Source organism: Cellvibrio mixtus subsp. mixtus J3-8 (assembly GCF_000766945.1).
Taxonomy (GTDB): Bacteria; Pseudomonadota; Gammaproteobacteria; order Pseudomonadales; family Cellvibrionaceae; genus Cellvibrio; species Cellvibrio mixtus_A.
Genome location: NZ_KN266207.1, coordinates 813898 through 832037, shown reverse-complemented (window position 1 = coordinate 832037; position 18140 = coordinate 813898). Strand labels below are relative to the sequence as shown.

Sequence of the window (18140 nt, the reverse complement as noted above, 5' to 3'; positions counted from 1 at the left end):
AATCAATTAATTACAAAATCCATTTACCACCAATCCCTGAAAACCTGCTCGTTACAACCTGTTACAACACATAGAAATGTGCTCAATTACAATTAATCCATCGCTCAAGGAAAAAAATTAGTGCGTTTATACACACAACATTTTGTTGAACGTTTTCATTTTCAGCCTATGTGATCTCACTAAATTGTGAGCCACTAAATTTAAATTGCTCACATTGATAGCAGTAATGCAGAAGCATCACGCCACACAAGGTTTAATTGGCAGTCCGTTAGAACTGCTACGGCAACCGGATAGGCATCGCGACTGTGAGTTTGCGAAAAAAATTGCCATTTCCTGTTAGCTCGATCAAATTCATATCGCACGTCAACACGCGCGTTTAAGATAGATTCAGTATTAATGCAAAAACTATCGAATGGAATGTTCATCCCAACCCCGAGCGCTTTTACATAAGATTCCTTAATCGTCCACAAACGAAAAAAGAACGGCTGCTTTTCGTACTCAGCCAGCGTTTTTAAAAATTCCTTTTCCTCAGTAGCAAAAAACCGATTTACCACTCCATCGACATCCTTGATAAAAGTGGTTGTTTCAATATCAACACCCACTTCACCAGCTGTTGTAACAGCGCAACAGACAAAACTTCCCGAATGCGTCAGGTTAAATTTCAATTCACCTGAGCCGCCATCAACAAGATAGGGTTTTCCGTACTTTTCCCGCGAAAAAGTCCAATCTTCCGGGGCTTTACAAGAGGAATAAGAGGATAATGACAAGCGCAGCAACACTCGGGAAACCAGGCAAATCAACCTATCTTTTTCAAACATAAAACCATTAATTTTTTCGATTTCATCTGCACTTAGCATGTATGAATAACGCAGCGAAAAATCTTCAAAAACAATACCATCAACATTTAAATGCCAAACATCTACACAATCAGAAAGCGTATCAGCTTTTAAAAACCCCATCTGAACTTGCACCACACAACGCTTTATGCGACATCTATCTAGTATTCTGTGAAATATACTGGCCGGTTGTTTCGTTTTTATTAAAAGTAACCGAATCCATAACTGGATTTTTTAAATTTTTTTGAGTTTTAATTTAATCGCAAGACACTTAAATCAACTTATATTTATTTTCGGCAATAAATATCCAGCAATGAAATATTCTTTAAAAATAAAAATTAGTACCACCAGCACCAATTAAGTATTTTCCAAGAGAAGAAAAAACAACTAATCACTGAAAAAATCAGAATTAACAAGAGCAACCTAAATGATATAAAACCAGAAGAAACAGAAAAAAGCAGACGGGAAGGATCAATAACACCGAAAAATCAGCGGAAATTTATGAATATGCCCTGCCTTGACCATTTAACTTCAAGCTCCTTTAGGGTCAAATCCTAACACCGCAATAGAGGTGTTACAATCATATTACTTGTGTATTGCTTCAACTTTTTTTAAAAAAATTTCAAAAATTTTTTTAAAATATTAAATAAAAATATTTATGTACCCCATGGGGGCACATAAGTGTTTCAGGATCCGCATGTTTGCTATTTAAATGAACTTAACGGTATTATCGCCGGATAAAGGAAGGTCTTTGACCATCATTGCAGGGAGAGAAACTAAATATGGAATAGCCAAATGCGTGAAAATTCTGATTTTGACATATTCTATGCGTTTAAAAATTCTGACCAACACTGCTCAATAGAAAAAACAACTATGCGCCAATTTGATGTTGAATGCCTGACATCAATATATGAATTTTCAGCAGCACAAGTTAAATCGCTGCGCTTGAAAAATGGACTATCGCAACCTGTTTTTGCCAGATTTTTAAATGTTAGCGATAAACTTGTGAAAAAATGGGAACAAGGAGAAAGGAAGCCTCAAGGTTCTGCCTTAAAAATGTTGATCCTTGCGGAACAGAAAGGAATTGAATCAATAAAATAACGTTTTATTGGTTATTCATCATTTTCGAGACTGCAGATTTATTTGTTTCTATTTCATTTAAGCCATGCATTAGCAGCTGTGAAATAAAGTATTGAGTCATTTCGTAAGTGCTGGTTTTTACAGAGTGCCTTGTCCTGTCATTCGCTAAAATAAAACGGAAGATACCTAAAAGAGAGCCCCCAAAAGGTATCTTCCGTTTTATATCAAGATACCGTCGCCTTTTTTCCCAATTCTCTATAATTACCTACCTGGAAAGTTAAACTACGGTCATCAGGACGCGTAGGAGTTTGCCCCATAGCCGGTCAAATATATCCTTCCCGTGCTATAAAATGAGGCGTTAATTTTGGCGACCAGCCTAACCTTGAATATTTCCGGCTTATTGTGTATAAGGAGCATTATCCTCCTGAAATCAATACCTTACGAGACTGGCAGTTCCCGACTTAACGTTGTCGTCCAGCTCCTGCCAGTCTATTTTTCCCTTTTGATGGCGATGGCTTTATGAAGCATAAACAACTGTTGGAGCGGTTATACGCAGAGGTCGAAACAGTCATTCTCAGTAAACAGCATCCGGTAACCGGATTGCTTCCTGCCAGTACAGCAATTAACAATCATGGCGACTACACCGATGCCTGGGTACGCGATAATGTTTATTCAATTATCTGCGTCTGGACCCTGGGGATGGCATTCAGGCACCAGGGCGAACATCATAAAAGCGACGAGTTGGATCAAGCCACCATCAAGTTAATGCGTGGATTGTTACAATCAATGATGCGACAAGCGCATAAAGTTGAAGCGTTTAAACATTCATTGCAAAACAGTGACGCATTACACGCGAAATACGATACAGCCACTGGGCTGCCGGTTGTTGCAGATGATGCCTGGGGGCATTTGCAAATTGATGCGACCTCCGTTTTTTTATTAATGCTCGCACAAATGAGTGCCTCCGGTTTGCGCATTGTATGCACCCACGACGAAGTCGATTTTGTGCAAAACCTTGTTTATTACATTGCGAGCGCGTACCGCACACCGGATTACGGTATTTGGGAGCGAGGCAATAAAGTCAACAATGGTAAAACCGAAATCAATGCCAGTTCGGTTGGAATGGCCAAAGCAGCATTACAAGCGTTGGATGGTTTTAATTTATTTGGTAAACATGGCGATAAAAGAGCAGTTATCCATGTAATCGCCGACGCGATTTCCCTTGCCAGGACTACCCTTGCCTCACTTCTACCGCGCGAATCCTTATCCAAAGAAACTGATAGCGCGTTATTAAGCATTATCGGCTTCCCCGCTTTCGCTGTTGGAAAAGAAACGCTCGCCACGCAAACACGCGATTCAGTGCTAACAAAACTTGGAGGCAATTATGGCTGTAAGCGTTTCCTATGGGACGGACACCAAACCGTTTTGGAAGAAAGTTCGCGTATTTATTACGAACACGATGAATTAAGTAATTTTGCAAACATTGAATCCGAATGGCCGTTATTTTTCACTTATCTTTATATCACTGCACTTTTTGATGGCAGCGAAGCAACAGCAAAACATTATCGCAAAAAACTTGAATCACTTATGGTTTATGTCGACGGTGTTGGCTTATTGCCAGAGCTGTATTATCTACCGATGGAAAACATAGAAGAAGAAAAGAAAAGTCCTCGCTCACAGACTCGCGTTCCCAATGAAAACATTCCACTGGTGTGGGCGCAGAGTTTATATTTAACCGGTTTGATGCTCGATGAAGGCCTTGTCAGTAGTGATGACCTGGACCCATTAAAAATGCGCAGGCGCTCTACCCGCTTTATTAAATCCAGCATTGCACTTGTAGTGCTGGCTGAAAATGAAATGGTTAAACAACATCTTGCAAAATACGGTGTTATTGCAGAAACATTGCAAGACATCAAACCTATGGGCGTGGTTTCCGCATCAAGTTTGATGGAAGCCTATGCACATATCGGTGAAAATAAATCACTGGGTTTGAGCGGTCGCCCGCGTCGGCGTGTGCAAAGCCTGGCCACATCACAAACCTATCAAATTAACAACAAAATCTATTTAAGCTTATCCTGGTTGCAAAGCGAACGGGAAGATTATCGACGCTATGATGCGCAATGGGTTATCGAAAGTTTGACACAGGAAATTCAATTCATTTATAAAAACTGGATCAGTTCTGAAGTAGCCGTCTTTACCTTACTCGTTGATCATCGTTTGTATAAAGTTCCAAATGCTGAATTGCTATTCCAGGTTCTACGCAATTACCAATTGCGCAATGAGGAAGAATATGTCGGTTACGCATCGGCCAACCTGGCCCATCGTGCATCGCGTGTAAATAACCTGACTATCCCTTATTTCCATGTAACATCCATGACCAACCAAATGCAAACCTCCACAGCGAGCGATGCGTTGCAGGCAGCCCAATTAGAACCGGAAGCAGCTGTTCTCCTGGAAAAATTTTATACCGACAGCGATATAATGACTTACCGCAAATTTTCCGCCTATATCAAGAAGCATAAGCTGACCGACAACATCGGTATTAATGGGGCAATTATTACTATTAAAGATTTAATTCGTGATGTGTATTATCGTTCACAAAAAGTAAATTACTGGTTGCTCGCACGTTTTTGTTTTTCACAATTAAATTATACCCTTACCGACCTCGGTGATAGCCTCACATTGTTAGCGGCACGCAATCTCACCATTACCGTTGGCGATAACAATTACACCGAAATTAAAGTAGATCAATCATTTTCAAATGCATCCTATTTTGAAAGTGTCCGTCAATTATTTCCGGATCTATTGGAGCGCACACTGGTACAGGAATTAATTTCTGCCATAGGCTCGTTGATTCGCTCGGAGCCAAAATTGTTCGATGGTTTGCATTCTGTGCAATTGCGCAATTTCATGCTGCTCTGCGGTATGGATAAAGGCGATGCCGAAGACGTATCTATGACCGAGTGGCTCGGGTTGCAATCACCCGCAAAACTCTATAAAAAGATTCGCACCATTTTAACCTCGCGCAAAAAAGTATTTGCTCAGGGCATCAATCACATTACCCCTTACAAAATCCATCACAATGAAAATGCAGATGATGAAAATCCGGTGTTATCCGACGCAATGGATACTGATTGGCTGGAATGGCGCACAGCGCGCGGGTTGATTACCCACTTCGATGAAAATTTCCTCAAAGATATATGGCATAGTTTGATGTTTGCGGAGTACCTGATATTTAGCAATGCAAACGGCCAGCGTTTTGTGCTCGACTGTAAAACAACTCGTCGCTCCATGACTCCGGGAGAGGAAAGTTTTGCTCACCACATTGATCAATTAACCCACCAACTTCATCCTGCTTATTATAAAAGTGCGATGATTGAGGCGCTTTATGCCTATACTCAATTTTGCATTAATAACCCGCAAATGCGTTTTCAGCGGCCTGTCGTGTTCCGTGAAGTATTGGAACTTGCTGCCGAACGCTATGCGCACGAACGCAAAACACAATCACCGGGCCTGGGGCTGGAGACTGATCTGACAGTATTTATGCAGCAGTCGCCGCATATAGTGAACCTGTATGTCACGCTAATCTATGCAGAAACTACCCAGCCTTATTAAGGGCAAGTGTTATTAAGGCCCATTATTACCAGGGGAATACAGCTGGCAGATTTTGGCCTGCCAGCAGGTTTTACAAATATATATCCAGTCCCCCATAGGCTCCCGCAATGCTAGCGTTTAGAATGCGGCCATTTTCTGCCATACCTGAAAGTCGGACACTATGAAACTACTGGGGCCTACGCTGCTTATTTTGGGCGCAATCCTGAACATCCTCGCATTATTCATGTTGGTGCCCCTGGCGCTCTCCATTGCTTACGATAGTGACAATCAACTCGCGTTCTTCTCATCGGCCACCATAACCAGTGTGGCAGGTATCGTTTTCTTGCTGATTGGAAAAACATCCCGCCTCGATTACATGCAACCCCGGCAAGTATTTTTGATTACCAGTTGTACCTGGACCGGTGTCTGCCTGTTCAGCGCAATTCCGTTTCTCTTAATGGCGAAACCATTGAGCATTGCCGATGCGGTATTTGAAGCAGTAGCCGGAGTAACCGCAACAGGCTCTTCGGTAATGTCAGGCCTGGATGCACTGCCAAAGGATATTTTACTGTGGCGTTCAATGCTTAACTGGATCGGTGGCGTAGGGATTATCGGTATGGCGATCGCTGTACTGCCATTCTTGCGCGTAGGTGGAATGCGTTTGTTTAAGACCGAATCCTCTGATTGGTCAGATAAAGCCATGCCGAGGGCGCAAAGCCTTATGGCGATGATTATTTACTGCTATCTGCTCTTATCCGGTATCTGCTTCCTCGCTTTTTGGGTGGCGGGCATGGATGTTTTCAATGCAATTAACCATGCAATGACAACAGTATCGACAGGTGGGTTTTCTACTTCTGATCATTCATTCGCGCAATTTGATGGATTACTGATTCATTGGGTTGCCATCGTTTTTATGCTTGCAGGCGCATTTCCTTTTTTCTTGTTCGTACGCCTGCTGGTCAATAAAAAGCTGGTAATTTTTAGCGACACCCAGGTTCAGGGCTTACTATGGATAGTGGCACTAACTACATTAGTACTAACATTTTATTTAATAATTTCTGATCAAATGGAACCTTTTCACGCCTTGACCAAGGCTTGCTTTAACATTGTGTCAGTGATTACAACCACCGGGTTCGCCTCGGGTGACTATCAGCTTTGGGGGTCAGCTGCCCTTATTATTTTCTTTTTCCTAACGTTCATTGGTGGCTGTTCTGGCTCTACAACTGGCGGGATTAAAGTGTTTCGACTGCAAATATTTGGCAGCCTGGTTAAAGAGCAAATTATGACAGCAATTCATCCAAGGGCCGTCATCAGTCGCCGCTACAACAATCGCCTGATCAGTTCGGAAATTATTGCATCATCTATCTCCTATATGTTTTTGATGACGGTTTGTTTGGTTGTGTGTTCGGTTATTCTCGCTTTTACCGGATTGGATTTGGTAACCAGCGTCACCGGTTCGGCCGCGTCATTGATGAACGTAGGGCCGGGACTGGGAGACATTATTGGCCCTGCTGGCAATTATTCCAGCTTGACTGATCTCGCTAAATGGACATTGTCTGTTGCCATGCTACTTGGGCGCCTGGAGTTTTTAACGATTCTGGTTTTATTTGCACCCGCATTCTGGCGCGCATGATGAGTATCGAAAAGATTCTCCGCCGCTTTGCGTATCCGATCGGGATTTTATTCCCGTGGCTACTCACGCCCATCGCATTTTTAATTACCGATTATTTACCTAAAGCCAATGTGCCGTTGTTATACATTGTGATGGTGGTTTTTATCGCCATCAATGTTACTGTCGAATTGGCAATTATTAATGCGCTTTCCAGCTTTTTTGCATTCAGTTTCTTTTTTGCCGAACCTTACGGGTCGATCATCATTCATCAGGATGAAGATCTGTTAACCATCCTCTTGTTTTTGTTGACATCCGTGATCGTGGGTTACATGGCCACCAAGCATAAACAAAACGTGCAGCGAATTCGTGTACGCGAATTTATGACAGATATCGAATTGGAACTGCTGGAAAAACTTCCTAAAGCACTGGATACCAACGATGTGCTTAATGCAATGCGTGCGGCACTTGAGCCCTGGAAAGAGAGTTGCGTGTTAATCACGCGCGATAGTAACTGGGCCACCCACCCGACTATTCGCAGGATGACGCATTTACGAAAAACCTATCTGGAAGAGTTGCTTGAGCTGCGCCTTACACCGGAGCTCATTGCTAAAATTCCGGATTTGCAGCAAGAACACGATGTGTACTTTTTGTTTAATTCACGGCAAGTAATTGGCCTGTTGAAAATCTCTATTGAAAATATTCAATATCTTCCCAAAGATATTTTCCTGCTGTTACTGCATCAGGTAAATATTTCATTGGAACGGACCAGTTTGTCTGCTGAATTGGAAAAAGAAAAAATTGCGAAAGAAAATGAATTACTTCGCTCTGCGTTGCTCTCGTCAGTATCACACGACTTCCGTACTCCCTTAACAACAATGATTGGGGCAACCTCGACGGTAATGGAGTTTGGCGATCACCTGGATAAACAGCAAACGCGAGAGCTGTTAACAACAGTATTGGAAGAAGCACAGCGCCTGAACCGTTACACCCAGAACTTGCTGGATATGACGCGGCTCGGATTTGGCGAACTGCGCCTGGAGCGCGACTGGGTCAGTGTTGAAGAAATTATCAGCGTTGTAAAAAAACGCCTTAAACCTCTATTGATCCAAAATGATGTACGTGCAGAAATCGACCCTAACCTGCCTTCCCTTTACATCCAGGCCGCATTAATTGAACAAGCATTGTTTAATGTCATCGATAATGCCATTAAATTTTCACCACCGGATGCCAGTATCGAAGTCAGTTGTGTGAAAGAAAATGACTTTATTGTTATCAATGTATGTGACCAGGGGCCAGGCTTGCCCGAAGAGGAACGTGAAAAAGTATTCGAACGTTTTCATACCGCAGAAAAAGGGGATCGCCGGCGCTCGGGAAGCGGCTTGGGTTTAACCATTTGTCGCGGTATGATCATGGCGCATGGAGGGAATGTGAGCATTCATGCTAACCCCAGGCGCACGGCAGACCGGATTAATCCTGGCTGTTGTATTCGCATTGAAATCCCCATCGAAACCAACCTGGGAGATAGTAATAAAAACCCGGATATGCCTGGCTCACACCCTGCAGCAGAATAAAATTTAACAGGGATATGACAGGCCGGTAATTACACGCACTTTATACTCCCCGTACAGTTACGGAGTTACCATGAGCAAAATACTAATTATTGATGATGAACCCCAAATTCGCCGGTTCCTGCAAATCGGTTTAACTGCACAGGGATATTCTATTTTAGAGGCCGACGCAGGCCGCCAAGGATTAGTGTTGGCAGCAGAAGAAAATCCTGACCTGGTTATTCTGGATATGGGTTTGCCTGATTTGGATGGACAGGTAGTGTTAAAAAAGCTGCGCGATTTTTACCATCAACCGGTCATTGTTTTATCAGTGCGCAATCGCGAAACAGAAATCGTGCAGGCATTGGATACCGGTGCAAACGACTACGTTGTTAAACCATTTGGTATTCAGGAGTTGCTGGCGCGCATCCGTGGCCTGATAAAAGCTTTTGGCCCCAGTGTACAAAGCGTAGAAAAATTTCAGGATGAACATGTACTGATTGATCTGCAAGAGCGCAAGCTTACAGTTGATGGCGAGGCTGCTAAATTATCCCGCAAAGAATTTGAATTATTAAAGCGTTTGATTAATAACGCGGGACGCCTTGTCACACAGCAACAATTATTGCGCGAAATATGGGGCGGTACCCATGTTGAAGACACCCATTATTTGCGTATTTTTATTGCGCGCTTGCGTACCAAACTGGGCGATGATCCATCAAATCCGCGCTACATAGAAACCGAGCCGGGTGTTGGTTATCGCTTCTTGCCTGTGGTTGAAAATTAATTTTCCATCCCTTCAAAAATAAAAAAAGCTCGCGATCAATTTAATCGCGAGCTACATCAAAATACGTCCTGGTACACACACACTTAAAATCGATTCAACCTGGTCCAGGATCAGGGTTTATCAGCGACAAATTGCACCAACATTTTCAACCAGTCCAGAAGCTGCCTCACTAATACACCCGTTTTTGTTGTTAATAAACTGGGCTCCAACCATCATATTGTTCACACAAGATGCATCATTCGCCAGGATACCCATGCCACCCGACCGCGAAATGACGACACCGGTAAAGGTATTCCCTGTAGCCGCCGTACTTGGGTCAGTATTTACCTGGGCCAGGAAAATACCGTGCTGGACGCTGTCGCGAATGTGCAAATTAGTAAATGAATTATCCAGCGAATCGCGCATGAATATGCCTACGGTTTTATTGTCGGCAATAGTGACATCGTAAAATTTGTTGTTATTGAATTTGATGTCGGTAGAAATTCCAGCGGCTTTATTGCCGTACAGATGAATACCGGAGAAAGTACTGTCCTCCGTTTCATAGCCAGCCAAACCGTCAAATTCATTATCGTAGGACGTGTAGTCGCGAATTGTCAGGCGCCGGCAACCAAGTTCGGTAACCAAACCGCCAGACATAGCGCCAAACACGATAACCGATTGCACGACACAATCCACACACCGACGAATGCTGATGCCATTGTTGCGTAAAGGGAACTGGTCGCTGCATGGTCCACCCATACACTCAGCAGTTTGATTGGCGCGATTACCGTCAATCATCAAATCCATAACACGCACATGGCGAGTATCGCGAGAGGGAATATTTTCAGTCAGCCCCATCACAATAACTGGCGCATTGATGTGGTCGGCAAGGCGCAACAGCGTCCCTGGTCCAGCGCCACGCAAAGTGAGATTATTGCGATCCAGGATGATAGGTTTGGTGCAGTTGTATGTACCCGCTGGAAGCGAAATTTCACCACCTTCTGCCGGTAATTGATGGATCGCTTTTTGAATCGCATCACAGGTTTTCTCTTTAACCTGTTGCGCTGCAAAAACCGATGAAGAAACACTACTTAACACAAGTGCAAGCAGCGTCCAGACTACATATGCCCTATGAATCATTTTCATAGTAAGCCCTCTCTCGAACGCGGGAGATGTTACTCCCCTTGCTTTCATCCTAGCGCGAAAAAGTGCTGCGACAATGAAAAATGTGCCTTTAGCCTAAAAAAATCTAATTCGGTTATTCGCCCAAATTAGCGGTGATAAATCCTGTGTATTTAGGAAACAAAAAAGGGACCCGAGGTCCCTTTTTGTAGCAATGTTGCTGTTTCTATTTTGCATTTGTTGTTGGCGATGCTTGCGGCATTAACGGGTTACAGTTTTTAATTGTTACCCGGCCTTCCAATAAACTGCCTTTTGAGTACTCACTAAAAATGCAGGTGTTGCTTTCAGGATCATAATTTTCTACCCAGAGGTTGTCATCTTTCCAAGTGGCTTGCATGTGCAATTGGCCTTTAGGGACATCGATAGACATCACGCCACCATAGTTTTTAACGAAATGCTGTTCATAGTGGAAGGTGTACATTAACCAACCGATGATCACGATTGCCAGACCGCCAATCAAACCTGCTTGCCATTTCAAGTAGCGGCCAACGCCCCAAAAAACGAAAATTGCAACACTGATAACCGCGATCCAATACAAATAGGTAATCACAACATTTCCCTCTTTAAATGAAATTACTTCCTATTCAACAGTCTTTTTCCACCCAAGGCAAGCAATCCCAACAGCATTAAGGAAATCAGGCCTGTACTACCGCCGCCGCCACTGTCTTTTTTGGTAATCAGGGTGTTCTTGGTGGGATTCAGGCTGGAAGCGGTATCCGGGTCAGCATTCAGGACAACAATATTCTCGATCAGAGCGAGGTTGCTAACTGCAACCGGAACATTGTTTTTGGCATCGTCATAAGAGTAATTGCGCAGCGGAAAATTCTGCAGGCCAGTAATGGTGAAGCGGTTTAATGCAGCCATCGAATCAATAATTGCCATACCGTTTCCGGTTACCTGGCCAAACACGGTAAATCCACCGTTTTGCTTGTCGAGGTTTGCCGAGTTATCAGCCAGGTTGAAAAACCATTCACTTGTTGCACTGTTAGCATTACCTTCCTTCTTGGCCATGGCAATGGTACCGCGCAGACTTGAGTAAACGGGCTCATTCTTTACCGCAGCCTTTTGGGGAATACTAACGAGAGGCAGTTTATCCTGATAGGCATAGCCACCACCTTGTATGATAAAACCGGGAACCGAGCGATGAATAATGGTGTTCTTGTAAGATCCGCCATTAACGTAAGCCAAGAAATTTGCAACGGTTTCGGGCGTAGTTTTATCGAACAGGTTAACTTCAAAATCGCCCATGACGGTCTGGAACTGTACAGTGGTTGCCGAGGCAGCCTGGCCCAATAATAAACTACCACCAATGCAGACCGCTGATACTGTGCGTTTCAGCCATTTGGAAGAAGACTCAAACCTATTGCAAAAACTCATCGAAAACCTCTGGTTATAAAAATGAATGGAATGGAGAAGCGGCTTGCAGGGGAATCCGAAAAGCCACGTTGGGTGATGCATATTAGCTCGCAACACCTGCTCCAAACACCTGAAATTTGTTGGATTTTGTAATACTTAGGTGATTTTGTTGAAGTTAGTCCTCATCAGTCACTTTTTTCCAGTGACCATTCGCTTGCGCCTTAACCTCATAGCGCGCCCACTTCTGGAATTCAGTGCGCAAACAAATACCTGTTGCATAGCCGCCATCGCCCGCCACAATTTTGTAAATAACCTGGTCTTTACTCGCGACAGCGTTATCAGCGGCGTCTACGACCTGACGGACACTCCACAAGTTCCCCAATTTGCCATTGCTGTAAAAATGGCCGGCGATAATCTGCTCCGGGTGGGTGATATTTTTCTCTGCATGCTGTTTGGCCAGCTCCAATAGCTGGGTCAGGTTTTCGCTGGTGATATCCACATAGGAATTCAATTGCTCCATCGCCGCCGAAAAATCTTCCTGGGTTAATTCAAATTGACGCTCGGAAGCGACCGCAGGTTTAGCAATTTTGCGGCGAACAAGGTGCGCGGGATAACGCCGCCACGGGAAGAAAGCGTTAAACACGACGGCCATTAACAGGATACAGAACACGTTAATAGCAATAGGGAACACCAGGTACCAATAATCCAGGCGATAAATTTCCACACCGCCAATCACGGCAGCCAGGGCCGTTGCTCCGCCCGGTGGATGGATACAGCGGCAGTAATGCATCACTGCTACTGCGAGCCCGACTGCCAGCGCCGGGGTCCAGGTTTGATCCGGAAATAACTGCTGGCAACTTACACCGACGAATGCCGACAACAAATGGCCACCGATTACAGCCCAAGGCTGGGAAAGCGCCCCCTGGGGCACGGCAAATAGCAATACTGCCGATGCTCCCATCGAGGTAACCATTATCAAGGTGCCAGCGGTATGCATGAAACCATCAGGGAAGCACCAGCGGGTTCCCCAATAAACCGCCAGAATTCCCAACAGGGCACCAAGACCGGAAATAAGTTTTTCGCTGTGACTGGTAGTACTGCGCTCTATACCGAAGAAAAGCCTCGTTTCATGCAACCAGTGTTTTACTCGCATAATTGGTCTCGTCGCCCCATAAAAGCGCAAGATGCTAGTCGCTTCCTTCTTATGGCGCAATTACACACCCGCGTTATTTTTTGCTTGACCTTACCACAGTGGTAAACCTTAACCTGAGTCCATCCTGATCAAATACGGTAATCACCGGGGAGTTCATCATGTACACGTTTACGGTAAAAACCATGACCTGCGGTGGCTGTAGTGCCGCCATCACCCGTGCAATCCTGGCCGCAGACAAATCGGCCACCGTGAATGCGACACCCGCAAACCGTCGGTTAGCGGTAGAAACGCGCTTGAGTCGTGACGACTTGATAGAGCTGCTGAACGATGCAGGTTTTCCCGCCGAACCTGATTAAGAACGTGATTACAGGAGCTTGATGATGAGCAATACCACCCGCGAACTGGATTTGGCCATTGAAGGTATGACCTGCGCATCCTGTGTTGCCCATGTGGAACGCGCACTGGCAAAAGTGGATGGCGTAGAAGCGGTAAGCGTCAACCTCGCTACTGAGCGTGCGCATCTGCGTTTGTCCCCACAAGTAACCCCTGCGACATTAATCCAGAAAGTTGAACGCGCGGGTTATGGTGCCCATCTGGTGGAAAATGCGGACCAACCCGAAACCTCCGCCAAACGCGAGCGCGAACGTATTGTGCTGGCTCGGCAGTTCAAATGGAGCCTGATTGCAACCCTGCCGGTTTTTATCCTGGAAATGGGTTCGCATATCATCCCCGCCTTCCATCATTGGTTGATGGCTAACCTCGGCGTGTGGAACTGGATAATCCAGGCAATCCTTACCACGGTAGTGATGTTTGGCCCCGGACGGATTTTCTATTTGAAAGGCTTGCCCGCACTTGCCCGCCTTGCACCGGATATGAATTCGCTGGTTGCGTTGGGTAGCCTTTCAGCATGGGCGTATTCCCTTGTCGCAACCTTCGCACCTGAACTGCTACCCAACGGCACCGTCAATGTCTATTACGAAGCCGCAGCGGTAATCGTTACCTTGATACTGCTTGGTCGTTTGATGGAAGCCAATGCCCGTGGCCGCACTAGTGATGCTATTGCACAATTGGTAAAACTCCAGCCACAAACTGCCACGCGCTTGCACGATGGCCAAACGGAAATTGTCGATATTGCGGCACTACAACCAAATGATTTACTACTCGTTCGCCCCGGTGAACGAATTCCGCTGGATGGTGAAATTATCGAAGGCAATTCATTTGTCGATGAATCGATGATGACCGGCGAGCCCATCCCTGTTAGCAAAACGCCAGGTGCGGAAGTCATCGGTGGCACTATCAACACCAACGGTTCCCTGACTTACAAAGTCACCAAAACCGGAAAGGACACAATGCTCGCCCGCATTATTGAATTGGTCGAAGCAGCACAAGGTGAAAAACTCCCCATACAGGCATTGGTGGATCAAGTTACGCGCTGGTTTGTACCGGTAGTGATATTAATTGCATTGATAACATTTGGAATCTGGTTGGTGTTTGGCCCCGACCCCGCATTAAGTTTTGCGTTGGTAAATGCGGTTGCGGTGTTAATTATTGCCTGCCCTTGTGCAATGGGTTTGGCAACCCCGACATCCATCATGGTCGGCACTGGTCGCGCAGCAACGATGGGATTGTTATTCCGTCGCGGCAGTGCTTTGCAAAGCCTCGCCGAGATAAAAACTATCGCATTCGATAAAACCGGAACACTCACACTGGGTAAACCACAGCTGACGGATTTTGAAATCGTAGCAGGCTTTGACAGAAGCCAGTTGTTGTCACTCGCCGTAGCCGCCGAACAACATTCTGAACACCCTATCGCCCAGGCGTTAATTGATGCTGCAAGGGAAGCAAATGCAAGCCCGGGAACACTGGAATCATTTGAAGCCATTCCCGGTTACGGTTTGCGTGCGCAAGTTTCAGGGCAAACAGTGTTAATCGGTGCGGATAGATTGTTTAAACAACAGGGTATCGAATTAAGCATTTTTACTAACGCTGCAACTACACTCGCCAGTGAAGGAAAAACCCCCATTTATATGGCAGTCAATAATAAAATCGCTGCGATAATGGCATTGGCAGACACAATAAAACCGAGCACACTCCCGGCGTTAAATGCATTGCATAATTTGGGTTTTAAAATCGCCATGATCACCGGCGATAACCAACGCACGGCGAATGCAATCGCAAAAAAATTGGGAATTGATGAAGTCATCGCTGAGGTATTACCCGATCAAAAAGTTGCAGCCTTGAAAAAATTGCGCGAACAACACGGCACCATCGCTTATGTAGGCGATGGAATTAATGATGCGCCTGCGCTTGCCGAAGCAGATTTGGGGTTGGCAATTGGAACCGGTACCGACATCGCGATTGAAAGTGCCGACCTGGTATTAGTGAGCGGCGATTTGCAAGGTGTTCCAAAAAGCATTGCGCTCGCACGGGCAACTATGCGCAACATCAAACAAAATTTATTTTGGGCCTTCGCTTACAACGCAGCGTTAATTCCGTTAGCTGCCGGCATCGCTTATCCTTTTTTCGGTATATTGTTATCACCGATGCTGGCCGCCGGTGCGATGGCGTTATCAAGTGTGTTTGTTGTTACCAATGCATTACGTTTACGTCGCTGGCAAGATACAAGCCTGCGCCACCAGCAAGATATTAAAGAGGCAACCCATGAGTAGTCGCCCGGCAAAATCGACACAGCCCCTGGAATTAGCTGATGCCCATGCCAAAGGTTTGCATAGCATTGGTGAAGCCGCAAAACTCACCGGACTTACCGCCAAAATGATTCGCCACTATGAATCACTTGGATTGGTAACCCCCACGGATCGTACCCAGGCAAATTATCGTGTGTACCAAACACGCGATATTTATTTGCTGCGCTTTATAAAAAGCGCGCGCGATTTGGGTTTTTCGATGAAACAGATAGCAATACTCGCCAGCCTTTGGCAAGATTCTGCACGCAGCAGCGCCGAAGTAAAAAAACTGGCACTGGAACATATTCAGGAAATGGATGAACGTATTCATTCGCTGCAACAAATGCGCAAAGCACTGAGTGATTTAGCCGGCCGTTGCCATGGCGATGAACGCCCTGACTGCCCGATCCTTGATGCAATTGCTTGCAATAGCTGCCACAACACTGATTAACAGCAATGATAACTGCACGCAAATCTGTACATATGTTAGTAATTGCCCTGTGCTTGTGGCTACCGCTGCAAGCAATCGCCGGGCAATGGCAGCATTGCGCGCAAATGCAATCGCGCCTCGCCAACCTGGATCACAGCGATAAAGAAACCGGGCTAACGGCCCTGCAAGAAATTCCTCCCTGCCACCAGATTGCAGAGACAGCCACACCAATAAACACCGATTTACCTCAGCAGGATTTACAAGATAACGACATAAAATCCTGCAAACATTGCCAGTTTGTTTGCCATTGGCACTGCGTTCTGTTGAAAGGTGATTTGGTTTCCGGCCCCATCGATTTAACGCCTTATTATATTCCGTTTAAAAATCCATCCCCTGCCCAGCCTTTGCTGTCACAACCGCAGCGCCCTCCGCAATCTATCCCTGCATAACCATTCTATTCCTAGCATTTAAAATACTTCAGGTTGATGCGTTTCGACTGCGAAAACGCAAATAAAACAAGGTTTTTATTATGAGCAACTTCCGACCATGGGGAAGGCTGGCATGTGTATTTATTGCAAGCACACTGCTGGGCGCTTGCGCCATCTCTCCACCGCAAACATCAATCAACACCGTTGAACAACAACTTGGTGAACAATTTCCTGCGACAAAGATTTCGCAAAATTCACTGGGGAAATCCACAATATCAATCACCAGGGATGAGCCGCTAACACTTCCGCAAACGCTACAAATTCTGTTGTCACATTCACCACAGGTGCGTATAGAACTCGCACAATTGGGTATTGCTAATGCAGCAGCTTTACAAGCTGAATTAATTGAAAACCCGCATATCAGCATCGGTGCGTTAAAACCGGAAGATGGCGGGCGTTGGCAATTGGATACTTCACTAAGCCAACCGCTGCTGGCGTTATTTACGCGACCGTTGCGACGCGAGCTGGCACAGGAAAATCTGCTGGAAGCACAATTGCGCTTGCAAGCCAGGTTACAACAATTAATTGCGCAAACCAGTGAACACTATTTTGCTGCTGTCGCGGCCATGCAACATTGTTATATACAAAACAAACTACTGGAAGCAACCACTGCAAGGCAGCAGCTCGCCTTGAGTTTGTATCGCGCCGGAAACCTATCGGAAAATAATTTTCTAGCCTACGACAATGAGCTGCGTCGCGCACGGCAGCAGATGGAGAAACGTCAAACCATAGCCTATGAAAAGCGCCTTGAGCTGCTTAACTTAATTGGATTACCTTCGATTGAAAACATTGAATTCGCTGCGCAACTTCCGGCGTTGCCGACGGAAAAATTTAATCATTCACAACTATTGGCGCAGGCAAAAACGAATCGAACCGATATTAAAATTGCACAGCAACAATTGGCCATCGTAGGGAAACGCCAGCAATTGGTTAAACAACAACATGGCTGGCGCGACATTACCCTGGGATTGAATGCAGAACGTGAATTTGACGGCGCCAACAACATTGGTCCGGAAGTGGAATTTGCATTGCCTATCTTTAACCGCGGGCAAGGTAAGTTGGCGGAAATCAATGCAAACAAAACCGCACTGGCTGCCCGCCTGCAAAAATTTGAACTGGACGCCGACAAATCTATTGCCCAATCATTAAACCTTATGGACTCAGCACGCGCGCAAATCAACATTCTGGAGCCTGCGTTGTCCGTCGCGGAAAAACGTGTGGATTTATCCAATCGCGAAGTCAATTTTATGTTGGGCAGCCCATTTGAATTGCTTGCCATCAAACGCCAACAGATCCAACTCGCCCATGAGTTTACCGATGCATTAAAAAATTATTGGCAAGCCCGTGCGCAGCTGGAATTGGCAATTGGCCAGGCACTGCCATCAAGCAACAATGAAGCGAAAGATCCTCGCAGC

At 45.4% G+C, this 18140-nt stretch carries 15 protein-coding genes; 10 read left to right on the top strand and 5 right to left on the bottom strand.

Annotation, left to right across the window (positions count from 1 at the left end; all coding sequences use genetic code 11):
- Positions 1 to 209: 209 nt before the first annotated feature.
- A complete protein-coding gene (locus tag A596_RS22040) occupies positions 210 to 959 on the bottom strand; it encodes a 4'-phosphopantetheinyl transferase family protein (protein WP_052417349.1) in 750 nt (249 codons plus the stop codon).
- A gap of 672 nt (positions 960 to 1631) precedes the next feature.
- Between A596_RS22040 and A596_RS08615 the strand changes: the two genes are divergently transcribed.
- From A596_RS08615 to A596_RS08595, 5 genes are all read left to right on the top strand, one after another.
- Positions 1632 to 1937, top strand: a complete 306-nt coding sequence (locus A596_RS08615; RefSeq protein WP_039913726.1) for a helix-turn-helix domain-containing protein — start codon at positions 1632 to 1634, stop codon at positions 1935 to 1937.
- Positions 1938 to 2435: 498 nt separating this feature from the next.
- Complete coding sequence (locus tag A596_RS08610; protein ID WP_039913725.1) at positions 2436 to 5531, top strand: phosphorylase b kinase regulatory subunit alpha/beta; 3096 nt, start codon at positions 2436 to 2438, stop codon at positions 5529 to 5531.
- 160 nt (positions 5532 to 5691) lie between these two features.
- Positions 5692 to 7143: a TrkH family potassium uptake protein gene (locus tag A596_RS08605; protein WP_039913724.1), complete on the top strand. Its 1452-nt coding sequence runs from the start codon at positions 5692 to 5694 to the stop codon at positions 7141 to 7143.
- Positions 7143 to 8693 carry a sensor histidine kinase gene (locus tag A596_RS08600; protein WP_052417348.1) on the top strand — a complete coding sequence of 517 codons (1551 nt, stop codon included), beginning with the start codon at positions 7143 to 7145 and terminating at the stop codon, positions 8691 to 8693. The genes A596_RS08605 and A596_RS08600 overlap by 1 nt, the downstream gene beginning before the upstream one ends.
- Positions 8694 to 8763: 70 nt before the next feature.
- Positions 8764 to 9453 (top strand): response regulator, encoded by a 690-nt coding sequence (locus A596_RS08595; protein WP_039913723.1) that lies wholly within the window; start codon positions 8764 to 8766, stop codon positions 9451 to 9453.
- A 120-nt stretch (positions 9454 to 9573) separates the two neighbouring features.
- Here the strand turns inward: A596_RS08595 and A596_RS08590 are convergent, their stop codons facing one another.
- The 4 genes from A596_RS08590 to A596_RS08575 all read right to left on the bottom strand — a co-directional run bounded on the left by A596_RS08590 (position 9574) and on the right by A596_RS08575 (position 13123).
- Entirely contained in the window at positions 9574 to 10578 is a 1005-nt protein-coding gene (locus A596_RS08590; protein WP_039913722.1) for a right-handed parallel beta-helix repeat-containing protein, read from the bottom strand.
- Positions 10579 to 10780: 202 nt separating this feature from the next.
- Complete coding sequence (locus A596_RS08585; RefSeq protein ID WP_039913721.1) at positions 10781 to 11164, bottom strand: hypothetical protein; 384 nt, start codon at positions 11162 to 11164, stop codon at positions 10781 to 10783.
- A 23-nt stretch (positions 11165 to 11187) separates the two neighbouring features.
- Positions 11188 to 12087, bottom strand: a complete 900-nt coding sequence (locus A596_RS08580) for a peptidylprolyl isomerase (RefSeq protein WP_200882886.1) — start codon at positions 12085 to 12087, stop codon at positions 11188 to 11190.
- A 58-nt stretch (positions 12088 to 12145) separates the two neighbouring features.
- Entirely contained in the window at positions 12146 to 13123 is a 978-nt protein-coding gene (locus tag A596_RS08575; RefSeq protein ID WP_039913720.1) for an HPP family protein, read from the bottom strand.
- Between the two features lie 158 nt (positions 13124 to 13281).
- Here A596_RS08575 and A596_RS22910 point away from each other — a divergent pair, with 158 nt between their 5' ends.
- The 5 genes from A596_RS22910 to A596_RS08550 all read left to right on the top strand — a co-directional run.
- The gene (locus tag A596_RS22910) at positions 13282 to 13479 is read left to right on the top strand and encodes a heavy-metal-associated domain-containing protein (RefSeq protein WP_039913719.1); all 198 of its coding nucleotides are present in this window, start codon (positions 13282 to 13284) and stop codon (positions 13477 to 13479) included.
- A 24-nt stretch (positions 13480 to 13503) separates the two neighbouring features.
- Positions 13504 to 15792, top strand: a complete 2289-nt coding sequence (locus A596_RS08565) for a heavy metal translocating P-type ATPase (protein ID WP_052417346.1) — start codon at positions 13504 to 13506, stop codon at positions 15790 to 15792.
- Positions 15785 to 16258 carry a Cu(I)-responsive transcriptional regulator gene (gene cueR / locus A596_RS08560; protein WP_052417345.1) on the top strand — a complete coding sequence of 158 codons (474 nt, stop codon included), beginning with the start codon at positions 15785 to 15787 and terminating at the stop codon, positions 16256 to 16258. Before A596_RS08565 ends, cueR begins: the two co-directional genes overlap by 8 nt.
- Before the next feature lie 5 nt (positions 16259 to 16263).
- A complete protein-coding gene (locus A596_RS08555; RefSeq protein WP_039913717.1) occupies positions 16264 to 16686 on the top strand; it encodes a hypothetical protein in 423 nt (140 codons plus the stop codon).
- Between the two features lie 80 nt (positions 16687 to 16766).
- A partial coding sequence (locus A596_RS08550) for a TolC family protein (RefSeq protein WP_039913715.1) occupies positions 16767 to 18140 on the top strand: 1374 nt, incomplete at its 3' end.